Source organism: Pseudarthrobacter siccitolerans (assembly GCF_001046895.1).
In the GTDB taxonomy this organism is placed as follows: domain Bacteria; phylum Actinomycetota; class Actinomycetes; order Actinomycetales; family Micrococcaceae; genus Arthrobacter; species Arthrobacter siccitolerans.
Map to the genome: position 1 here is coordinate 139024 of NZ_CAQI01000053.1, position 16230 is coordinate 155253.

Here is a 16230-nt window from a genome sequence, read left to right on the forward strand (position 1 = left end):
GCCAGCACAAACCGAGGCGGGACACCATGGGAACCATGACAAACCACAACTCATCAATCGCCGATGTCCTGATCATCGGCGGCGGCGCGGCCGGCCTCAGCGCGGCACAAATGCTCGGCCGGTCCCGCCGGTCAGTCATCGTGATAGACAGCGGGGACCCGCGCAATTCCCCTGCTGAAGGCGTCCACGGCTTCCTGTCCAGGGACGGCATCAAACCCGCCGAACTTCTGGCCATCGGCCGGGCGGAGGCCGAGCGATACGGAGCGCGGGTGGTCCGGGGCACCGTGGCAGCCAGCCGGGGCAGCCTGGCAGAGGGCTTCGAAGTAACGCTCGACGACGGCATGCAACTGCGCGGACGCCGCGTCCTTGTTGCCACCGGGCTGAGGGACGAACTCCCGGATATCCCCGGCCTCCGGGAACGCTGGGGCAAGGAAGTACTGCACTGCCCGTTCTGCCACGGCTGGGAAGTCCAGGACCAGGCGATCGCCATCCTGGGTAACGGTCCCTGGTCAGTGCACCAGGCCCTGCTTTTCCGGCAGTGGAGCAGCAACATCACGCTGTTCCTGAACAATCTGGTTGTCCCCTCGGAGGCGGAGGCTGAACAACTGGCGGCCCGCGGGATCAAGGTGGTTGCGGGGCAGGTGGAATCCGTGCGCGTGGCAGGTGACCGCGTGCGGGGCATCGCACTGGCAGGCGGTCCGGAGCTTGCAGTGCAGGCTGTGGTGGCGGGGCCAACGGCACATGCACGGCTGGAGGGCCTCGCCGGCCTCGGCCTGGCCCCGTCGGCGCACCCGTCGGGAGCGGGAACGCACCTGGCCACCGATGCCGACGGCGCTACGTCCGTCCCCGGCGTCTGGGCAGCGGGCAATGTGGCCGACCTGAAAGCACAGGTCCTCGCGTCCGCAGCAACTGCCGCGTGGACCGCCGTTATCATCAACAACCACCTGATGGCGGAGGAGATGGCAGCAGATCTGTCCGCCTACCGGCAGTCGTTGACGCTTAGCGGTGCCGGAATTCAGGCTGGCGCTTCTCAGTGAAGGCCGCCATGCCTTCCTTTTGGTCCTCCGTGGCGAAGAGTGAATGGAAGAGCCGGCGCTCGAACACCACTCCCTGGGCGAGGCCGGTTTCGAAGGCCGCGTTCACGGCCTCTTTTGCCACCATGGCCACTGGTTTGGACTTGGACGCGATCACTTCCGCAGCCTTAATGGCTTCGTCCACCACGTCCTCGGCCGGAACCACGCGGGACACCAGGCCGCACCGGTCAGCTTCCTCCGCGCCGATGAACCTGCCGGTGAGGATGAGGTCCATTGCCTTGGCCTTGCCGATGGCCCGGGTGAGACGCTGCGATCCGCCCATACCGGGCAGCACCCCCAGGTTGATCTCGGGCTGGCCGAACTTGGCATTGTCCCCGGCAATGATGAGATCGCACATCATGGCCAGTTCGCAGCCGCCGCCCAGCGCGAATCCGGAGACTGCCGCGATGGTGGGAATACGGACCCGGGTGAAGTCCTCCCACCCCCGGAACCAGTCCGCGGCGTACATATCCATGTAGCCCTGGGCCGCCATTTCCTTGATGTCAGCGCCGGCGGCGAACGCCTTGCTGGAGCCGGTGATCACCACCGCTCCCACCTCGGGATCCGAGTCCATGGCGCGGACGGCCTGCACGAGCTCCTCCATGGTGGCCTTGTTCAGGGCATTGAGCGCCTGTGGCCGGTTGAGCGTCACCAGCCCCACCCGGCCGCGCTGTTCCACCAGGATGTTCGTGTATTCCGTCATTCAGGGCTCCCATCGTCCTGCGCTGCACTGCCTGCTGTACCCGTTGTTGCCGCCTGCGGAGCGCTACTGCTTCCGGGCTGGTTCTTGTTCCCCGCCCCGTCCCCAACCTCGGACTTATCCCGGATGTCCGTAATGATTCCGGAGAAGTCGCGGCCGGCGCCGCCTTCGGCGGCAAACGTATCGTAGATTTCCGCGGCGAGCGGACCCACCCGGGCCGCCACTCCGGTGCTCTGCAGTGCATTCACGGCAAGTTTGAGGTCCTTGGCCATCAGGGCTCCGGCGAAACCGGGCTGGTAATCGCGGTTGGCAGGGCTGGTGGGGACCGGCCCCGGCACGGGGCAGTTGGTGGTCAACGCCCAGCACTGCCCGGACGCTGCCGATGCCACATCGAACAGTGCCTGATGGCTCAGGCCCAGCTTCTCCCCCAGGACGAACGCCTCGCTCACGGCAATCATGGAGGCACCAAGGATCAGGTTGTTGCAGATTTTGGCAGCCTGCCCGGCGCCGTGGGCGCCGCAGTGCACCACGCGTTTGCCCATCACTTCGAGCAGTGGACGCACTGCCTCGAAGTCCTCCGGATCGCCGCCCGCCATAAATGTCAGCGTCCCGGCCTCGGCACCCACCACGCCGCCGGAAACCGGAGCATCCACTGACCGGTGGCCGGCGTCGATGGCCAGCCTGGCTGCTTCGCGGGCTTCGTCAACATTGATGGTGGAGCAGTCCAGGAACATGGTTCCGGGGGCAGCAGCAGCCAGCAGGCCGGGTCCGCCGCCGCTTCCCTGGTAGGCGTCCAGCACGTGCCTGCCGCTGGGGAACATGGTCAGGACTACAGCAGCACCGGAGGCTGCTTCAGCGGCGCTGGCAGCAACAGGTATCCCGTTAGCCCGCGCAGCGTCAAGCGCCGCAGGCACCACGTCGAAACCCGCCACGGTGTAGCCGGCCCTGACCAGGTTGACTGCCATGGGTCCGCCCATATGGCCAAGGCCCAGGAACGCGATGGTGTAGTTCTCAGGCATGGCCCGTCTCCTTCACTCCAAGGTCCAGTTCCCTGCTGCCCAGCGGCTCAAAAAAGCGCTCCACCTCTTCAGGGTGCACCTCGGCGAGAGTTGCCGGGCGCCAGCGGGGTGTGCGGTCCTTGTCCACCACCTGGGCCCGGATCCCCTCGCGGAAATCGGGCGTTGCCAGGAACCGCAGTCCCGCCCGGTATTCCTGTGCCAGGGCTTCATCGAGGGTCATTCCGCGCACCCGCCGCAGCGACGCCAGCGTGACCTTCACGGAGGTGGGCGACTTCGCCTCGATGGTCTCGGCGGCGTTGGCTGCCTCCTCATCCCCTTCCCCGTCAAAGTTCCGGAGCCGCCGGACGATCTCCCCGGCGTCGTCAGAGGCGTAGCAGCTGTCGATCCATCCCCGCTGCCGGGCAAGTGCCGAGGGCGGAGCGTCCTCGGTGAAACGCACGACGGCGGCATCCGCACTTTCGCTTTCCAGCGCCGCCAGCAGTTCCGCGAGACTGGCGGACGGGACGTAGTGGTCGGCCAGCCCGAGGTGGAGCGCATCGCCCGCACTCAAGTGCGCGCCGGTCAGCGCAGCATGGGTTCCCGCCTCGCCGGGCGAGCGGGACAACAAAAAGGTCCCGCCGACGTCGGGTGCAAAACCAATGGTGGTCTCCGGCATTCCCATCCGGGTGCGTTCCGTCACCACCCGCACGGAGCCGTGGGCGGAAATTCCCACGCCCCCGCCCAGGACCAGCCCGTCCATGAGGGCAACATAGGGCTTGGGGTAGCGGGCGATCAGCGAGTTCACCCGGTACTCGGTCTGCCAGAAGCCGGCCGTCCGACCTCCCCCGGCGGGGATGTCCTCATAAATGGCCACAATGTCGCCGCCGGCACACAGCCCCCTGTCCCCGGCCCCGCGCACCACAACCGTGGCAACGCCGTCGTCGTCCGCCCAGGCGGTGAGCTGGTCCAACAACGCCTCCACCATGCCGGCAGTCAGCGCGTTTACCGCGCGGGGCCTGTTGAGGGTGACCACCCCCAACTGCCCGCGGCGCTCAAACAGCACTTCGGCATTGTTTTCCGTACCGGTTTCCGTGGTGTCCGCCATCAGCTTCCTTCCGGCATAACGAAGCTGGCCCCGTGCCGTATCCCTGATGGCCACCGGGTGGTAACCGTTTTCGTCTTGGTGTAGAAGCGGAAGGCGTCGGCGCCGTGCTGGTTGAGGTCGCCGAACCCTGATGCCTTCCAGCCACCGAACGTGTAATAGGCAAGGGGTACCGGGATGGGGACGTTGATGCCCACCATGCCCACGTCCACCCTGGTGGCAAAATCCCTGGCGGCGTCCCCGTCGCGGGTGAAGATGGCCACGCCGTTGCCGTACTCGTTTTCGCTGCAGAGCCGGAGCGCTTCGTCGTAGTCGGCGGCCCGCACAACGCTGAGGACGGGGCCGAAGATTTCCTGCCGGTAGATGTCCATCTCGGGTGTCACGTGGTCGAAGAGGGTGGGGCCCACCCAGAAGCCATCCTTGTAGCCTTCCACCGTGAGGCCCCGGCCGTCCGCCAGCAGGGTGGCGCCCTCGTCCACACCCGCCTGGATGCAACCCTCGATCCGTTCCTTGGCGGCAGCCGTGACCACGGGGCCGAAATCAGTGCCCTGGTCCAGGCTGTGCCCCACCTTGAGCGACGTGACCCGGTCCTGCAGCCTGGCCACCAGCCGGTCAGCTGTTTCCTGTCCCACCGGAACGGCCACTGAAACGGCCATGCAGCGTTCCCCCGCGGAGCCGTACCCGGCGCCGATGAGGGCGTCCGCGGCCTGGTCCAGGTCTGCGTCGGGCATCACCACCATGTGGTTCTTGGCACCGCCGAAGCACTGCGCCCGCTTTCCGTGGGCAGCGGCGGTGGCGTAGATGTATTGGGCAATCGGGGTGGAGCCCACGAACCCGACGGCTTTGACAAGCGGGTCCTCGAGGAGGGCGTCCACGGCTTCCTTGTCCCCGTTGACCACGTTGAACACCCCGTCCGGGACGCCCGCTTCGGAGTACAGTTCGGCCAGCCGAAGCGGCACGGAAGGATCGCGTTCGGAGGGCTTGAGGATGAACGCGTTGCCGGCAGCCAGGGCCGGCCCGGACTTCCACAGCGGGATCATGGCGGGAAAGTTAAACGGGGTAATCCCGGCCACCACGCCCAGGGGCTGCCGCAGCGAATGGATGTCTATCCCCGATCCGGCCTCGGTGGAGAACTCACCCTTGAGCAGGTGCGGCGCGCCGGCGGCGAACTCCACCACTTCCAGCCCCCGCTGGATGTCTCCCCGGGAGTCCGCGATGGTCTTTCCATGTTCGGAGGACAGCAGCCGCGCCAGCCCGTCCATATCCCGGTTGACCAGGTCCACGAACCGAATCAGGATCCTCCCCCGGCGCTGCGGGTTCATGGCCGCCCATTCCTCCTGGGCCTTCGCGGCGGCGGCCACGGCGTTGCGGACCTCGTCCCGGCTGGCCAGCGGCACGCGGGCCTGGACCGCGCCAGTGCAGGGATCAAAGACCTCGCCGAAGCGGCCGGACATGCCTGCTGCCTGTTGGCCGCCGACGTAGTGGGAAAGCTCGCGCACCATGAGCGGACGCTCCTTTGTATGTGACCCAGGTCATCTGTGGTTGCGAATATACTCGGACTTCCAACTAAACTCCACCGGCCCCCGCACCCCCGGATACAGCCCGCGCCGGGCTGCCGCAGCGTGCTTTACCTGCGGCCGCACCGCCAAGGTAAGTTAGGAACGTGAAGATTGCTACCTGGAATGTGAATTCGCTCCGTGCCCGTGCCGACCGTGTGGAAGCCTGGCTTCAGCGCAGCGACTGCGACGTGCTGGCCATCCAGGAAACCAAGTGCAAGGATGACAACTTCCCCTGGGAGCTCTTTGAACGGATGGGCTACGAGGTGGCGCACTTCGGCGTCAACCAATGGAACGGTGTAGCCATCGCCTCCCGGGTGGGGCTCGACGACGTGGAGCGGACGTTCCTGGACCAGCCCTCGTTCGGCAAGGCGGGCAAGGACCCCGTGCAGGAGGCCCGCGCCATGGCCGCCACCTGCGCCGGCGTCCGGATCTGGAGCCTCTACGTGCCCAACGGCCGCTCGCTGGACGACGAACACATGCCGTACAAGCTCAAATGGCTGGAAAGCCTGAAGACACACGCCCAGGAACTGGTGGCGCAGAACCCCGAAGCCCAGGTGGCGCTGATGGGCGACTGGAACATCGCCCCGTTCGACGAGGACGTCTGGGACATCGATCTCTTCGTCAACAACCGCTACACCCACGTCAGCCCGCCGGAGCGCGCGGCCTTCCACGCCTTCGAGTCGGCCGGCTTCACCGATGTGGTGCGGCCCTACACTCCCGGCCCGGGGGTCTACACCTACTGGGACTACACGCAGCTGCGCTTTCCGAAAAAGGAAGGCATGCGGATCGACTTCGTCCTGGCCTCTCCGGCCCTGGCCGCCCGCGTCACCGGCGCCGCGATCGACCGCGAGGAGCGCAAGGGCAAGGGCGCCTCGGACCACGCCCCGGTGCTGGTGGAACTGGCCGACTGATGACAGAATCCTGGACCCATTCAAGGAGACCGTGATGACGGGAAACCTCTACCGGGGCCAGGCCGGCCTGCCGTTCTCGTCAACCCTGCGCGTCTACGAACCGCTGGATGCCTTCCCGGAGGAGCAGCGCGCCGCGATCCAGGCCGCCGGGGCGCGCTCTGCCTCGCGTGCCGCCGTCGAAAACGCCGAACTGCTGGCCTCGCTCGGCCGCATCACCCGTTCCGGCGGCGATCCGTTTCCCACGGGGCGCACCGACCTGGTGCGCGTCACCACTGCCCCGGCGGCGCCGGCCGGAGCGGACGACGACGGCGCTGACGCCGACCCGGTGCTGCTGTACTGTCCCAGCCAATTGGTGTTGCGGGCGGGCCTGGCTGCCAATGCCCTGATGGAGGGCATCCACGGCCCGCTGGCCGAGCTGCTGATTCCCGAGGAGCAGCGGGACAAGCACCAGGAACGGATCGACCAGGTGAAGGCCCGCGACGGGTCCATCCGCGTCCACACCCGGGCATCCACCTGGGGTATCCCCTTCAGCTGGTTTTCCCTGTTTATGGAACAGGACCACAAGGACGTGGTGGAGGCTGCCGGCCGGATCCTCACGGTCCGCGTATGGGCGCCCATCACCGAAGCCCTGGAACGGGCCCGCTACGCCGTGGCCAACTTGGCACTCGCGGCGCCGGACCTGGACATGCTCGACGACCTCGCCCAGCTCACCGAGTGGCTGGAGACGTTCCACGTGGAGTCGATGGTGGAACTGGACTACGGGGCCGTGGCTGACAAGGTGTACCCGGACGATTCGCCCATGGACATCCGGCTGGGCATTGAATGCCTGGCTGAGGGCGACATGACCGGCGCTGCCGCTGCATACCGGCGCCTGGCGTCACGCTGGATCCCCATCCGGCAACTGGCCCGTGCGTCCTGACAGCGGGCGCCCTCACAGTTCGTCCTGACAAGGGCGTCCGGAACCGGCTCCGAACTGAACTTAACCCCTAGGACTGGGGCGGCGCCGTCGTCCTTCTGACGATCAGTTCGTGCGGCGCGACGGCGGACCGGACCGCCCCGGTGTCCCCGTCCAGTTCATCGAGGAGCATCTTGGTGGCCAGCTCGGCCTGCTCGTCGGGCCGCTGGCCTACGGTGGTCAGGCCCATGGCGTCGGCGAAATCATGGTTGTCGATGCCCACCACGGAGAGTTCCTCCGGCACCCGGACCCCCAGCCGCAAGGCTTCAAAAATGACGCCCATGGCCATCTCGTCCGAAGCGCAGAAGATGGCGGTTGGCCTGTCCCCGCCCTTGGCCCAGAGACGGCGGAACGCCTCCTGCCCGCTGCGGACCGTAAAGTCCCCCCATTCGTCCCATTCCGGCCGGGTGGGGAGGCCGGCGGCGGTCATCACATCCTTGAAAGCCAGGATCCGGACGCGGGGAACATCGAAGTTCAAATCAGTTTCGTCGTCGCCATGGAGCAGCGCGATGTTGCGGTGGCCGAGGTCGATCAGGTGCCGGACTGCGGTGGAGGCGGCGGCATAGTCATCGATACCGATGTAGGCGCACTCTTCCACATGCCCGCCCACCACCACCAGCGGGATGTCGATCTTCTGGAGGTGGTCCAGTTCGTCATGGGACAGCGCCATACACAGGACCAGCAGGGCGTCGATCTGCTTGTAGACCATGGTCTTGCTGAAGAGCCGCTCCCGGTTGCTGCCGTGGCCGCCGAGGTTGAACAGCGAAAGGTTGTAGTTCCGGGCGTGAAGTTCGCGGTCCGCGCCTTCGATGGCTTTGGAGAAGAACCAGCGGCTCACGAAAGGGGCGAGCACCCCGATGGTCCTGGTCCGTCCCGTTGCCAGGCCGGACGCGGAACTGGACGCTACATAGCCCAGGTTCCCGGCCACCTCAAGGATCTTTTCCCGGGTGGCCGGTGATACCCGCGGCAGGCCCCGGACGGCGCGGGATACGGTAGCGGTGGAAACTCCCGCTGCCGCGGCCACGTCCTCAATGCTGACACCACTGTGGCCGCCCCGTTGGGACCTTTCACTTGTGCGAGCCACGGTGCCCCCTCAATACTTCCTGCAGGCCTCCGCCATGCTTCGTGCGATGCCCCCACGCCATAGTATTTGCGGCGCCGGTGTGTATCGCAGTGTTACCTTGGGCCGGATGGCCGACGGCGGGGGCCAGGCGCGTGCCCTACCTCCGGTCCGGCAGCTTCCGGCGCAGACGCACCATCCCGTAGAGCGCAAGGAGAATGGCCAGCAGGCCCAGTGCCCAGCCCAGTGCGGGCTGCGCGGTCACTTCCATCCAGACAGTGACAACAAGCAGGACCACCGCCCAGAAACCCAGGAAGCCGATGATGATGTCGAAATCCTGTCCCGACCTCACCCGGCGGCGGTCACTTCCCGCCCCTGTGGACCGGGGGCGGGAAGGGCCGTTTGTCACTTGACTGCACCAGCCGTCAGGCCGGCGACGATCTTGCGTTGGAAGACCAGCACCAGGATCACCAAGGGGATGGTGACGATGGTGCCCGCTGCCATGATGGCGGTGTACGGGATCTGGTTCGGCTGAGCGCCGGCGAAGCTGGCAATGGCAACCGTGACCGGCTTGGTTGCTTCGTTCGACAGCTGGCTGGCGATCAGGAACTCGTTCCAGGAGGAGATGAAGGCCAGGATCGCGGTGGTGAAAATGGCCGGTGCCGCGAGCGGCATGATGACCTTCCGGAACGCTTCGCCCTGCGTGCAGCCGTCAACACGGGCTGATTCTTCAAGCTCCCACGGCATCTCGCGGAAGAAGGAGGTCAGCGTGTAGACGGTGAGCGGCAGGACGAAGGAAATGTTCGGAATGATCAGCGCCTGGTAGGTGCCCATCCAGCCGATATTGGTGAACAACTGGAACAGCGGGGTGATCAGGGCAACGCCGGGGAACATGGAAGCGCCCAGGATAAAGCCCAGCACCAGGTACTTGAACCGGAAGTTCAGGCGTGCCAGTGCGTACGCTGCGAAGACGCCGATCACCAGCGAGATCACTGTGACAGTGACGCCGATAATAATGCTGTTAATGAGTGCTTGGCCGAACTTGTTGCCGAACGAGGTATCGAAGGCGGTGATGAAGTTGTCCAGCGTTACGTGCGTTGGCCAAGGCGTTGTGTCGTAGGTGAAGCCCACCTCGCGGAACGCCGTAACCACCATCCAGTAGGCCGGCGCAAGGCACCAGATCAGGATGACGGCGGCACTGATGTAGGTGCGGACGCTTGCCCACTTTTCGCGGTTCTGGGCAGTCTTGCGGCCCTTGTCCTGGCGTGCCCGCAGGTCTGAGTTTGCTGTTGAGGTGGTCATTTCTTCCCCTTACCGGTGGCTCCGCTTTGCTCCACGACATTTGCCCCGAGGAACCGGACAAAGATGAACGCCACCAGGAAGATGATGATGAATGTGATGGTGGACAACGCGGCCGCCGAGTTGAACCCTTGCCTGATCTGGTTGATGACCAGGATGGACAAGGTGGTGGTGTTGTTGGCACCGCCGGTGAGGATGTACGGCAGGTCGAACATACGCAGCGCATCCAGGGTGCGGAACAGGATGGCAACCATCAGTGCCGGCTTGACCAGCGGAAGCGTGATCAGCCGGAAGCGCTGCCAGGCGGTAGCTCCGTCAACCTTTGCTGCCTCATAGACCTCTGCCGGGATCATCTGCAGGCCTGCCAGGATCAGCAGCGCCATAAACGGCGTGGTCTTCCAGGTATCAGCAATGATCACAGCCCACTTGGCCGGCCATTCACTGCCGGTCCAGAGGATGGAGACATTGAACAGCTTGTTGATGATGCCTTCGAAGTCGAACATAAACAGCCACAGCTGGGCGGTGACGGCCGTGGGGATGGCCCACGGTACGAGCACAGCTGCACGGACCAGGGCGCGGCCCTTGAAGGTGCGCGCCATGATCATGGCCATCCAGAAACCGAGCACGGTTTCAAAGAGGACCGTGATGGCAGTGAAGAGGAAGGTGGTTCCGGTAGCGGTCCAGAACTGGCCGCCCAGGGTGCCCGGGGGGCACGCGACGGTGCCGCCGCCCGGGGCAGCACACTGCTGCCCCAGCCAGTTGACGTAGTTCTGGATGCCCGCCGGCCCGCCGGCGGTAAACAGGCCCGTAGCGGGGTCGAGTCCCGCGTCCTTCTGGAACGACATCACGATGGCGCTGATGATCGGGTAAACGATCACCACTCCCAGGGCGATGATGGTGGGGGCCAGCAGCCAGGATGCCCACTTGCCCTGGCTGAGGATCGCGTTGTCTTCACCTACGCCCTTGGGTGCGTGGTGTACATCGGGAGTGCCCGACGCCGGCTTGACCGGCGTCGGGCCCAATTCGGTTGCCATGGCTAAACTACGATCCTGCGCCAGCGGACTCGATGGACTTCTGCATGTCGCTCAGCGCCTGCTTGGCAGGCTTCTCACCCTTGAGTGCCGCGTAGGCGTTCTCCTGGATGGCCTGGGTAACAGCGGGGTAGAACGGCGTCACCGGACGCGGAACCGCGTTCTCGATGGACGTCTTCAGAACCGGCAGGTACGGCAGCTTGGAAACCAGTTCCTGGTCTTCGTACAGTGCGCCATAGACCGGAGCCAGCGAACCCTGCGTTGCGAAGAACTTCTGCTGCTCTTCTTCAATCAGGAACTTCACGAAGTCCAGGGCTGTTGCCTTGTTGTCGGAGTAGACGCTGACGGCAGCGCTGTGGCCGCCGAGGGACGAAGCACCCGGACCGTCCTTGCCGGGGAGGGCAGCCATGCCCAGCACATCCTTGACCTTGGACGAACCCTCAGTGGTTGCCAGGTTGTAGACGTAAGGCCAGTTGCGCAGGAACAGGAGCTTGCCGTCCTGGAAGGCGCGGCGGCTTTCCTCTTCCTGGTAGGTGATCGCTTCGGCGGGGATGTTGCCGTTCTTGAAGGCATCAACCAGGTTGTTCAGGCCTTCTTCAGCCTCGGGAGTGTTCAGGTCCGGCTTGCCCTCATCGTTCAGGACAGAACCGCCGGCCGAGTTGATGGCTTCCGAGGCGTTGACCGTGAGGCCTTCGTACTGCTTGAACTGGCCGGAGTAGCAACCAATGTTGTTCTGCTTGGCGATGGAGCACATGTCCATCATCTCGTCCCAGGTCTTGGGAGCCTCGGGAACGAGGTCCTTGCGGTAGTACAGGATGCCGCCGTCGGAGGAAACGGGAGCGGCGTAAAGGGTGCCCTTGTAGGAACCTGCTTCAACCGTGGGCTCCAGCATCCCCTCGGTCTCGATGGCCATCTTGTCCTTGAGCGGCTGCAGCCAGCCCTTGGCGGCAAATTCTGCGGTCCATACGACGTCGACGCTGGCCACATCGTAGTCCGCGTTCTTGGCCTGGAAGTTCTGGACGAGGTCGTCGTGCTGCTGGTCAGCCTGGTCCGTCTGCTCCTTGAACGTGACCTTCTCGTCCGGATGGGCCGCGTTCCACTTCTCAATCAGTGGACGGACAACGTTGCTGTTGTCCTTGCCCTGGACGTAGGTGATGGGCCCCCGCTTGTCGAGGTTGGCCTCGGCATCGCCGCCGCCGCCGCCCGTGGTCCCGCCACCGCCGCCGCCGCAGGCGGTCATCGTCAGGGCCAGAATGCCGGCAGTAGCTGCCGGGAGTAGGAATCTAGGGGTTTTCATTGGCTTGAAGCTCCTCGCTGAGTGACAAGTACGTCGACAGTGCGTTTGCTAGTGAGGTTGATGTGGTGACGCTCACACTAGTAAGGTTGCGACAGGTTATGCAAGCGTTTACATCAAAAAGTTATCTGAGAGGAACCAAATGTCCAACCCGGACGTTCCCGCCGGCGAGCCAACGCGAACACCTTGGTGGGCCGACGCCGTCGTCTACCAGATCTATCCCCGGTCCTTTGCGGACGGCAACGCCGATGGCATGGGGGATCTTCGCGGCGTAACGGACCGTTTGCCCTATCTGCAGCAGCTGGGCGTGGACGCCGTCTGGCTCTCACCGTTCTACAAATCACCCCAGGCGGATGCGGGTTACGACGTGGCGGACTACCGCCAGGTGGACCCCCTGTTCGGCTCATTGGAAGACTTCGATGCAATGTTGCAGGAAGCTCACCGGCGCGGCCTGAAGGTCATTGTCGACCTGGTTCCCAACCATACTTCCGACGAGCATGCATGGTTCCAGGAAGCGTTGGCCGCACCTCCCGGCTCCCCTGAGCGCGGCCGGTACATCTTCCGCCAGGGCAAGGACGATGTTCCCGGCTCCGGAGACGGCAACCGGGCACCCAACAACTGGAAATCGATTTTCGGCGGACCGGCCTGGAGCCGGATCACCGAGGCGGACGGCTCACCGGGCGAGTGGTACCTCCACCTTTTCGACACTAAACAGCCGGACCTGAACTGGGACAACCCGGAGGTCCATGAGGAGATGCGCTCGGTGCTGCGCTTCTGGCTGGACCGCGGCGCGGACGGCTTCCGGGTGGACGTCGCCCATGGCCTGGTCAAGGAGGCGGGCCTGCCCGACTGGGAGGGCGTTGCCGCCATGGTTGAGGGCACGCCGGAAGTGAAGCGGGAGCCGCTCCCTCCCGGCGACGCCCCCGGCGCCCATACTGATGCGGAGGAGCCGCACCGCGCCGTCTCACCCGTTTATCCGCCCTCGCCGTTTTTCGACCAGGACGGCGTCCACGACATTTACCGGGACTGGCACCGGGTCCTGGCCGAGTACGACGGCGACCGTATGATGGTTGCCGAAGCCTGGGTGGAGCCGGCGGAACGGCTGGCCCGCTACACCCGGCCTGACGAAATGCAGCAGGCCTTCAACTTCGATTTCCTGCTGGCCGGCTGGGACGCCGAGCGGATGGCGGAGGCCATTGAGTCGTCGTTGGACGCCGCCGCCTCGGTGGGAGCGCCCTGCACCTGGGTGCTGAGCAACCACGACACCGTCCGCCACACCACCCGGTTCGGACTCAAGGACCCCACCACCTTTCCCAAGGGCATCGCCGCTGACGATGAGCAGCCTGAGCCCGCGTTGGGACTGGCCCGCGCCCGTGCAGCCACGCTGATCTCGCTGGCCTTGCCGGGTTCGGCCTACCTGTACCAGGGCGAGGAACTGGGCCTTCCGGAGCACACCACGCTCCCGGCGGAGGCACGGCAGGATCCGACGTTCCACAGGACCAAGGGGGCAGAGATCGGCCGGGACGGCTGCCGTGTCCCGCTGCCGTGGAGACAGGAAGCGCCCGGTTACGGTTTTGCAGCAACCGGAAGTGCAGCAGCACCCTGGCTTCCGCAGCCGGAAAGCTTTGGTCCGCTGGCGGCCGACCAGCAGGAAGGCGTGGAGGGCTCCACCCTGGAGCTCTACCGGGCCGCGCTTGCGTTCCGCTCAGCCCGGCAGCTCGGCAGGGGTTCCTTCAGCTGGGCTGAGGTACACGCCCCGGACAGCGGGCTGCTGGCCTTCCACAACGGGGACGTACTGGTCCTGGGCAACCTGGGCTTCGCCTCCGCTCCGGTCCCCGAGGGCTATTCCGTGGTTCTTTCGAGCGGCCTTGAGCCTGCTGCCGACTGGAACGGCATGGACGAGGTGCCGGTGGACTGCACCGTCTACCTCACCAAGGATTAGGACCGCTGCCGGTCAGCGGACGCGCTCTGCCCTGCGGAAGCGCGTCCGTGCACCGGCGCCGATGTGGATCAGCACGGGAATCCTTGTTCCCACCACGGTCTCAAGTGCGCCCACCAGCGCGTGCACCTCGTCTGCGAGCAGGTGCGGGGCCACCCCCTGGCGCGGCAGCAGGCGGATCTTCAGTGCCGGGGTCCCTTTGACGTCGTAAGTGGCCACAGTGGCCCCCGCCAGGTCCGGCCGGTTTGCGAGGGCGTGCTTCAGGGCTTGCTCAGCCACTCCCCCGCCGATCCGGACGTCGCCGGGCACTTCACCTGGATCGTATTCCAAGGCCAGGAGGTCCGCCCGGCCTTTTCCTTGCTGGGCTACCCAGGCCACCATGAGCCCGATCAGCACCAGCAGGACCAGGGCCACCAGGATCCACAGCCAACTTTCGGACCGCCCCGGGAACCGTGTGGCGCTGAAGGCCTGGTTGGCTCCGGCCCAGACCCCGGCGGACCAGGAGTGCCACCATGAAGCGACGGCAGGGACGGTAGCCAGCAGTATCAAGAGGACGCCCGCGGCCAGCAGTTTCAGGCCCAGGACGGCGATGAGGATCCGGTTGAGCAGGGTGGGTGTGCTGTTCATGCCCCGATAACTCCCGACGGCGCAACATTCACCTGCACCACAGGCGAGGGGTCCAGCGCCATGGCAGCAAGTTCGCTTTCGACGGCGGCCAGCACGGCATCGTGCTCCACCGGCACGCCTGACGTGGGCCGCACATTCACCACCACCTGGCGCTTCGAGACAACCACCATGACCTGTTCGGGCGTGACGTTCGCGGCGAGCCGGGCACGCCGGGCCAGCGAGGAGGCCACAACTTCGTCGTCCACCACCACGGCAGGGCCCCCCGTATCCCGGCCGGAGGCCAGCACATGCCGGGCACGGCGTCCCGGAAGGATCCCGTTGAGGAAGAAGACGAGGCCGAACATCGCCAGCACGCCTCCGATGGCGCCCAGCAGCAGCGGCGTGATCCCCGCAGGCAGGGCAACCAGGCGTTCAGCGGCCACCTGCGGCTCGATCAGCCAGGCAGGTTGGCCGATGGCGTGCACCCCGGCTTCAAGGAGGCCGTAGGCGGCGGCGACAATGACGAGGACTGCCGCGGCAGTGGCCACCACTGCACGTGTTGAATGCGTTTCGCGGTACAGGATCCGTCCCATGTCCGGCGACTGGTCCTCCTGGCGCCTGCTCATCGCACCCGTCCCCCTTCGCTGATCTTTGCTCCGCTGATCCTGATGTCCACCCGGCTCAATTGGGCTCCGCTGAGCTCAGCCACTGTTGCCAGGATGCGTGCCTTTGCCCTGACGGTGCGGTCCCTGATGGATCCGCCGGCCGCGTCCACCCGCGATGCATCGGCTGCCACCGCTTTCAAAGGCGGGATGCTGATGGGTGTGACGAGGGACAGCGCCAGCATGCCGTCGTCGTCCGTCCAGTCAGCCCGGACGTCCTCCGCCTCCACCCCCAGGAACTGGGCTGCAGCGGCTCTCGCGAGGCTGGTCAGCGCCTGGGTGCTGATGCGGTTGTGGCCGCTGAACCCCTGCGCCCGGACCAGCGGGGCGGTGGGGCTCATGAGGACGAGCGCCGGCCGATGATGGCGTCCAGGACGCCGCGGAGGTCCAGCTTTCCTTCCGCGGCGCGGCCCAGGAGTGCCCCGATGGCCATAAACAGCAGGGATATCAGGAAGCCCCACAACCCGAATTGGAGGGACATAAAGGCGACGAAGGCGCCCATGGCGATGCCTGCGACAGTGAGGTTCACAGCAGCGCCTCCCGCTCGGCAGGGCCGGAAAGGCTGGGCTTGACCGGCGGCGGCACGTAGACGTCAGTGATTTCGACGTTGACTTCGATCACCTGCAGCCCCACCAGTTCCTCCACTGCCCGGTACACCGCGGCGCGCACCCCGTTGGCCAGGGAATGCAGCGGTGTTCCGTAGCTGGCCACCAGGCTGATGTCCACGGCCACCTGGGTTTCGCCCACTTCGGCGTGCACCCCGGCGGCATGGTCCGAACTTCCGACGGCGTCGCGGATGGCGCCCAGGGCACGTGACGGTCCGGAGCCCAGCGAGTACACGCCGGGGACGGCACGTGCGGCGATTCCTGCCACCTTGGCCACTGCTGTTTCGGAGATTACTGTGCGGCCGAGGCCGGGCACGGGAACCGGTACCGTAGCCGGCACTGCGTGGCTGCCCTGGCCGGGTTGTGGGTTCTGGTATTCCATCAGGCACTCCCCCTTCTGTTGATCCCAACCCTATCCCCTGGCCGCATCGATGTG

At 65.8% G+C, this 16230-nt stretch carries 18 protein-coding genes; 4 read left to right on the top strand and 14 right to left on the bottom strand.

Annotation, left to right across the window (positions count from 1 at the left end):
- Positions 1–35 precede the first annotated feature (35 nt).
- Entirely contained in the window at positions 36–1037 is a 1002-nt protein-coding gene (locus tag ARTSIC4J27_RS17705) for an NAD(P)/FAD-dependent oxidoreductase (protein WP_050056931.1), read from the top strand.
- Here the strand turns inward: ARTSIC4J27_RS17705 and ARTSIC4J27_RS17710 are convergent.
- From ARTSIC4J27_RS17710 to ARTSIC4J27_RS17725, 4 genes are read right to left on the bottom strand one after another with little or no spacing between them, the layout of a single operon-like run.
- Positions 1000–1776, bottom strand: a complete 777-nt coding sequence (locus tag ARTSIC4J27_RS17710) for an enoyl-CoA hydratase (RefSeq protein WP_050056518.1) — start codon at positions 1774–1776, stop codon at positions 1000–1002. The two genes, ARTSIC4J27_RS17705 and ARTSIC4J27_RS17710, sit on opposite strands and share 38 nt — an antisense overlap.
- Positions 1773–2792, bottom strand: coding sequence for a 3-hydroxyisobutyrate dehydrogenase (mmsB, locus tag ARTSIC4J27_RS17715; protein ID WP_050056519.1), 1020 nt, complete (start codon positions 2790–2792; stop codon positions 1773–1775). The genes ARTSIC4J27_RS17710 and mmsB overlap by 4 nt, the downstream gene beginning before the upstream one ends.
- Positions 2785–3876 (bottom strand): enoyl-CoA hydratase/isomerase family protein, encoded by a 1092-nt coding sequence (locus tag ARTSIC4J27_RS17720; protein WP_050056520.1) that lies wholly within the window; start codon positions 3874–3876, stop codon positions 2785–2787. Before ARTSIC4J27_RS17720 ends, mmsB begins: the two co-directional genes overlap by 8 nt.
- Positions 3876–5375: a CoA-acylating methylmalonate-semialdehyde dehydrogenase gene (locus ARTSIC4J27_RS17725; RefSeq protein WP_050056521.1), complete on the bottom strand. Its 1500-nt coding sequence runs from the start codon at positions 5373–5375 to the stop codon at positions 3876–3878. The genes ARTSIC4J27_RS17720 and ARTSIC4J27_RS17725 overlap by 1 nt, the downstream gene beginning before the upstream one ends.
- A 161-nt stretch (positions 5376–5536) precedes the next feature.
- On the opposite strand from ARTSIC4J27_RS17725, the gene ARTSIC4J27_RS17730 reads away from it, so the two are divergent.
- Together ARTSIC4J27_RS17730 and ARTSIC4J27_RS17735 are read left to right on the top strand one after the other, a co-directional pair.
- Positions 5537–6343, top strand: a complete 807-nt coding sequence (locus ARTSIC4J27_RS17730; protein WP_050056522.1) for an exodeoxyribonuclease III — start codon at positions 5537–5539, stop codon at positions 6341–6343.
- Positions 6344–6377: 34 nt separating this feature from the next.
- Positions 6378–7262: a hypothetical protein gene (locus tag ARTSIC4J27_RS17735; protein WP_050056523.1), complete on the top strand. Its 885-nt coding sequence runs from the start codon at positions 6378–6380 to the stop codon at positions 7260–7262.
- Positions 7263–7329: 67 nt separating this feature from the next.
- Here the strand turns inward: ARTSIC4J27_RS17735 and ARTSIC4J27_RS17740 are convergent, their stop codons facing one another.
- The 5 genes from ARTSIC4J27_RS17740 to ARTSIC4J27_RS17760 form a co-directional block, all read right to left on the bottom strand.
- Positions 7330–8382, bottom strand: coding sequence for a LacI family DNA-binding transcriptional regulator (locus ARTSIC4J27_RS17740; protein ID WP_050056524.1), 1053 nt, complete (start codon positions 8380–8382; stop codon positions 7330–7332).
- 136 nt (positions 8383–8518) lie between these two features.
- Positions 8519–8767 carry a hypothetical protein gene (locus ARTSIC4J27_RS17745; RefSeq protein ID WP_050056525.1) on the bottom strand — a complete coding sequence of 83 codons (249 nt, stop codon included), beginning with the start codon at positions 8765–8767 and terminating at the stop codon, positions 8519–8521.
- Positions 8764–9660, bottom strand: a complete 897-nt coding sequence (locus ARTSIC4J27_RS17750) for a carbohydrate ABC transporter permease (RefSeq protein ID WP_050056526.1) — start codon at positions 9658–9660, stop codon at positions 8764–8766. Before ARTSIC4J27_RS17750 ends, ARTSIC4J27_RS17745 begins: the two co-directional genes overlap by 4 nt.
- Positions 9657–10691, bottom strand: a complete 1035-nt coding sequence (locus ARTSIC4J27_RS17755) for a carbohydrate ABC transporter permease (RefSeq protein WP_050056527.1) — start codon at positions 10689–10691, stop codon at positions 9657–9659. Before ARTSIC4J27_RS17755 ends, ARTSIC4J27_RS17750 begins: the two co-directional genes overlap by 4 nt.
- A gap of 7 nt (positions 10692–10698) precedes the next feature.
- Complete coding sequence (locus ARTSIC4J27_RS17760) at positions 10699–11985, bottom strand: ABC transporter substrate-binding protein (RefSeq protein ID WP_050056528.1); 1287 nt, start codon at positions 11983–11985, stop codon at positions 10699–10701.
- Between the two features lie 139 nt (positions 11986–12124).
- Here ARTSIC4J27_RS17760 and ARTSIC4J27_RS17765 point away from each other — a divergent pair, with 139 nt between their 5' ends.
- A complete protein-coding gene (locus tag ARTSIC4J27_RS17765; RefSeq protein WP_050056529.1) occupies positions 12125–13924 on the top strand; it encodes a glycoside hydrolase family 13 protein in 1800 nt (599 codons plus the stop codon).
- Positions 13925–13936: 12 nt separating this feature from the next.
- Here the strand turns inward: ARTSIC4J27_RS17765 and ARTSIC4J27_RS17770 are convergent, their stop codons facing one another.
- Genes ARTSIC4J27_RS17770 through ARTSIC4J27_RS17790 form a run of 5 tightly spaced genes read right to left on the bottom strand, consistent with a single transcriptional unit; the run spans position 13937 to position 16176 of the window.
- Complete coding sequence (locus ARTSIC4J27_RS17770; RefSeq protein ID WP_050056530.1) at positions 13937–14548, bottom strand: hypothetical protein; 612 nt, start codon at positions 14546–14548, stop codon at positions 13937–13939.
- Complete coding sequence (locus tag ARTSIC4J27_RS17775) at positions 14545–15153, bottom strand: hypothetical protein (RefSeq protein ID WP_050056531.1); 609 nt, start codon at positions 15151–15153, stop codon at positions 14545–14547. Before ARTSIC4J27_RS17775 ends, ARTSIC4J27_RS17770 begins: the two co-directional genes overlap by 4 nt.
- Positions 15150–15530 carry a hypothetical protein gene (locus ARTSIC4J27_RS17780; protein ID WP_050056532.1) on the bottom strand — a complete coding sequence of 127 codons (381 nt, stop codon included), beginning with the start codon at positions 15528–15530 and terminating at the stop codon, positions 15150–15152. Before ARTSIC4J27_RS17780 ends, ARTSIC4J27_RS17775 begins: the two co-directional genes overlap by 4 nt.
- Positions 15527–15718 (bottom strand): hypothetical protein, encoded by a 192-nt coding sequence (locus ARTSIC4J27_RS17785; protein ID WP_050056533.1) that lies wholly within the window; start codon positions 15716–15718, stop codon positions 15527–15529. Before ARTSIC4J27_RS17785 ends, ARTSIC4J27_RS17780 begins: the two co-directional genes overlap by 4 nt.
- On the bottom strand, positions 15715–16176 hold the full coding sequence (locus tag ARTSIC4J27_RS17790) for an Asp23/Gls24 family envelope stress response protein (RefSeq protein WP_050056534.1): 462 nt from the start codon (positions 16174–16176) through the stop codon (positions 15715–15717). The genes ARTSIC4J27_RS17785 and ARTSIC4J27_RS17790 overlap by 4 nt, the downstream gene beginning before the upstream one ends.
- Positions 16177–16230: the final 54 nt, after the last annotated feature.

Bases quoted from the DNA above. Each gene is read 5' to 3' on its own strand.
- ARTSIC4J27_RS17705 (WP_050056931.1), top strand. From the start codon at position 36: ATGACAAACCACAACTCATCAATCGCCGATGTCCTGATCATCGGCGGC.
- ARTSIC4J27_RS17710 (WP_050056518.1), bottom strand. From the start codon at position 1,776: ATGACGGAATACACGAACATCCTGGTGGAACAGCGCGGCCGGGTGGGG.
- mmsB (WP_050056519.1), bottom strand. From the start codon at position 2,792: ATGCCTGAGAACTACACCATCGCGTTCCTGGGCCTTGGCCATATGGGC.
- ARTSIC4J27_RS17720 (WP_050056520.1), bottom strand. From the start codon at position 3,876: ATGGCGGACACCACGGAAACCGGTACGGAAAACAATGCCGAAGTGCTG.
- ARTSIC4J27_RS17725 (WP_050056521.1), bottom strand. From the start codon at position 5,375: ATGGTGCGCGAGCTTTCCCACTACGTCGGCGGCCAACAGGCAGCAGGC.
- ARTSIC4J27_RS17735 (WP_050056523.1), top strand. From the start codon at position 6,378: ATGACGGGAAACCTCTACCGGGGCCAGGCCGGCCTGCCGTTCTCGTCA.
- ARTSIC4J27_RS17750 (WP_050056526.1), bottom strand. From the start codon at position 9,660: ATGACCACCTCAACAGCAAACTCAGACCTGCGGGCACGCCAGGACAAG.
- ARTSIC4J27_RS17755 (WP_050056527.1), bottom strand. From the start codon at position 10,691: ATGGCAACCGAATTGGGCCCGACGCCGGTCAAGCCGGCGTCGGGCACT.
- ARTSIC4J27_RS17760 (WP_050056528.1), bottom strand. From the start codon at position 11,985: ATGAAAACCCCTAGATTCCTACTCCCGGCAGCTACTGCCGGCATTCTG.
- ARTSIC4J27_RS17765 (WP_050056529.1), top strand. From the start codon at position 12,125: ATGTCCAACCCGGACGTTCCCGCCGGCGAGCCAACGCGAACACCTTGG.
- ARTSIC4J27_RS17770 (WP_050056530.1), bottom strand. From the start codon at position 14,548: ATGAACAGCACACCCACCCTGCTCAACCGGATCCTCATCGCCGTCCTG.
- ARTSIC4J27_RS17775 (WP_050056531.1), bottom strand. From the start codon at position 15,153: ATGAGCAGGCGCCAGGAGGACCAGTCGCCGGACATGGGACGGATCCTG.
- ARTSIC4J27_RS17780 (WP_050056532.1), bottom strand. From the start codon at position 15,530: ATGAGCCCCACCGCCCCGCTGGTCCGGGCGCAGGGGTTCAGCGGCCAC.
- ARTSIC4J27_RS17790 (WP_050056534.1), bottom strand. From the start codon at position 16,176: ATGGAATACCAGAACCCACAACCCGGCCAGGGCAGCCACGCAGTGCCG.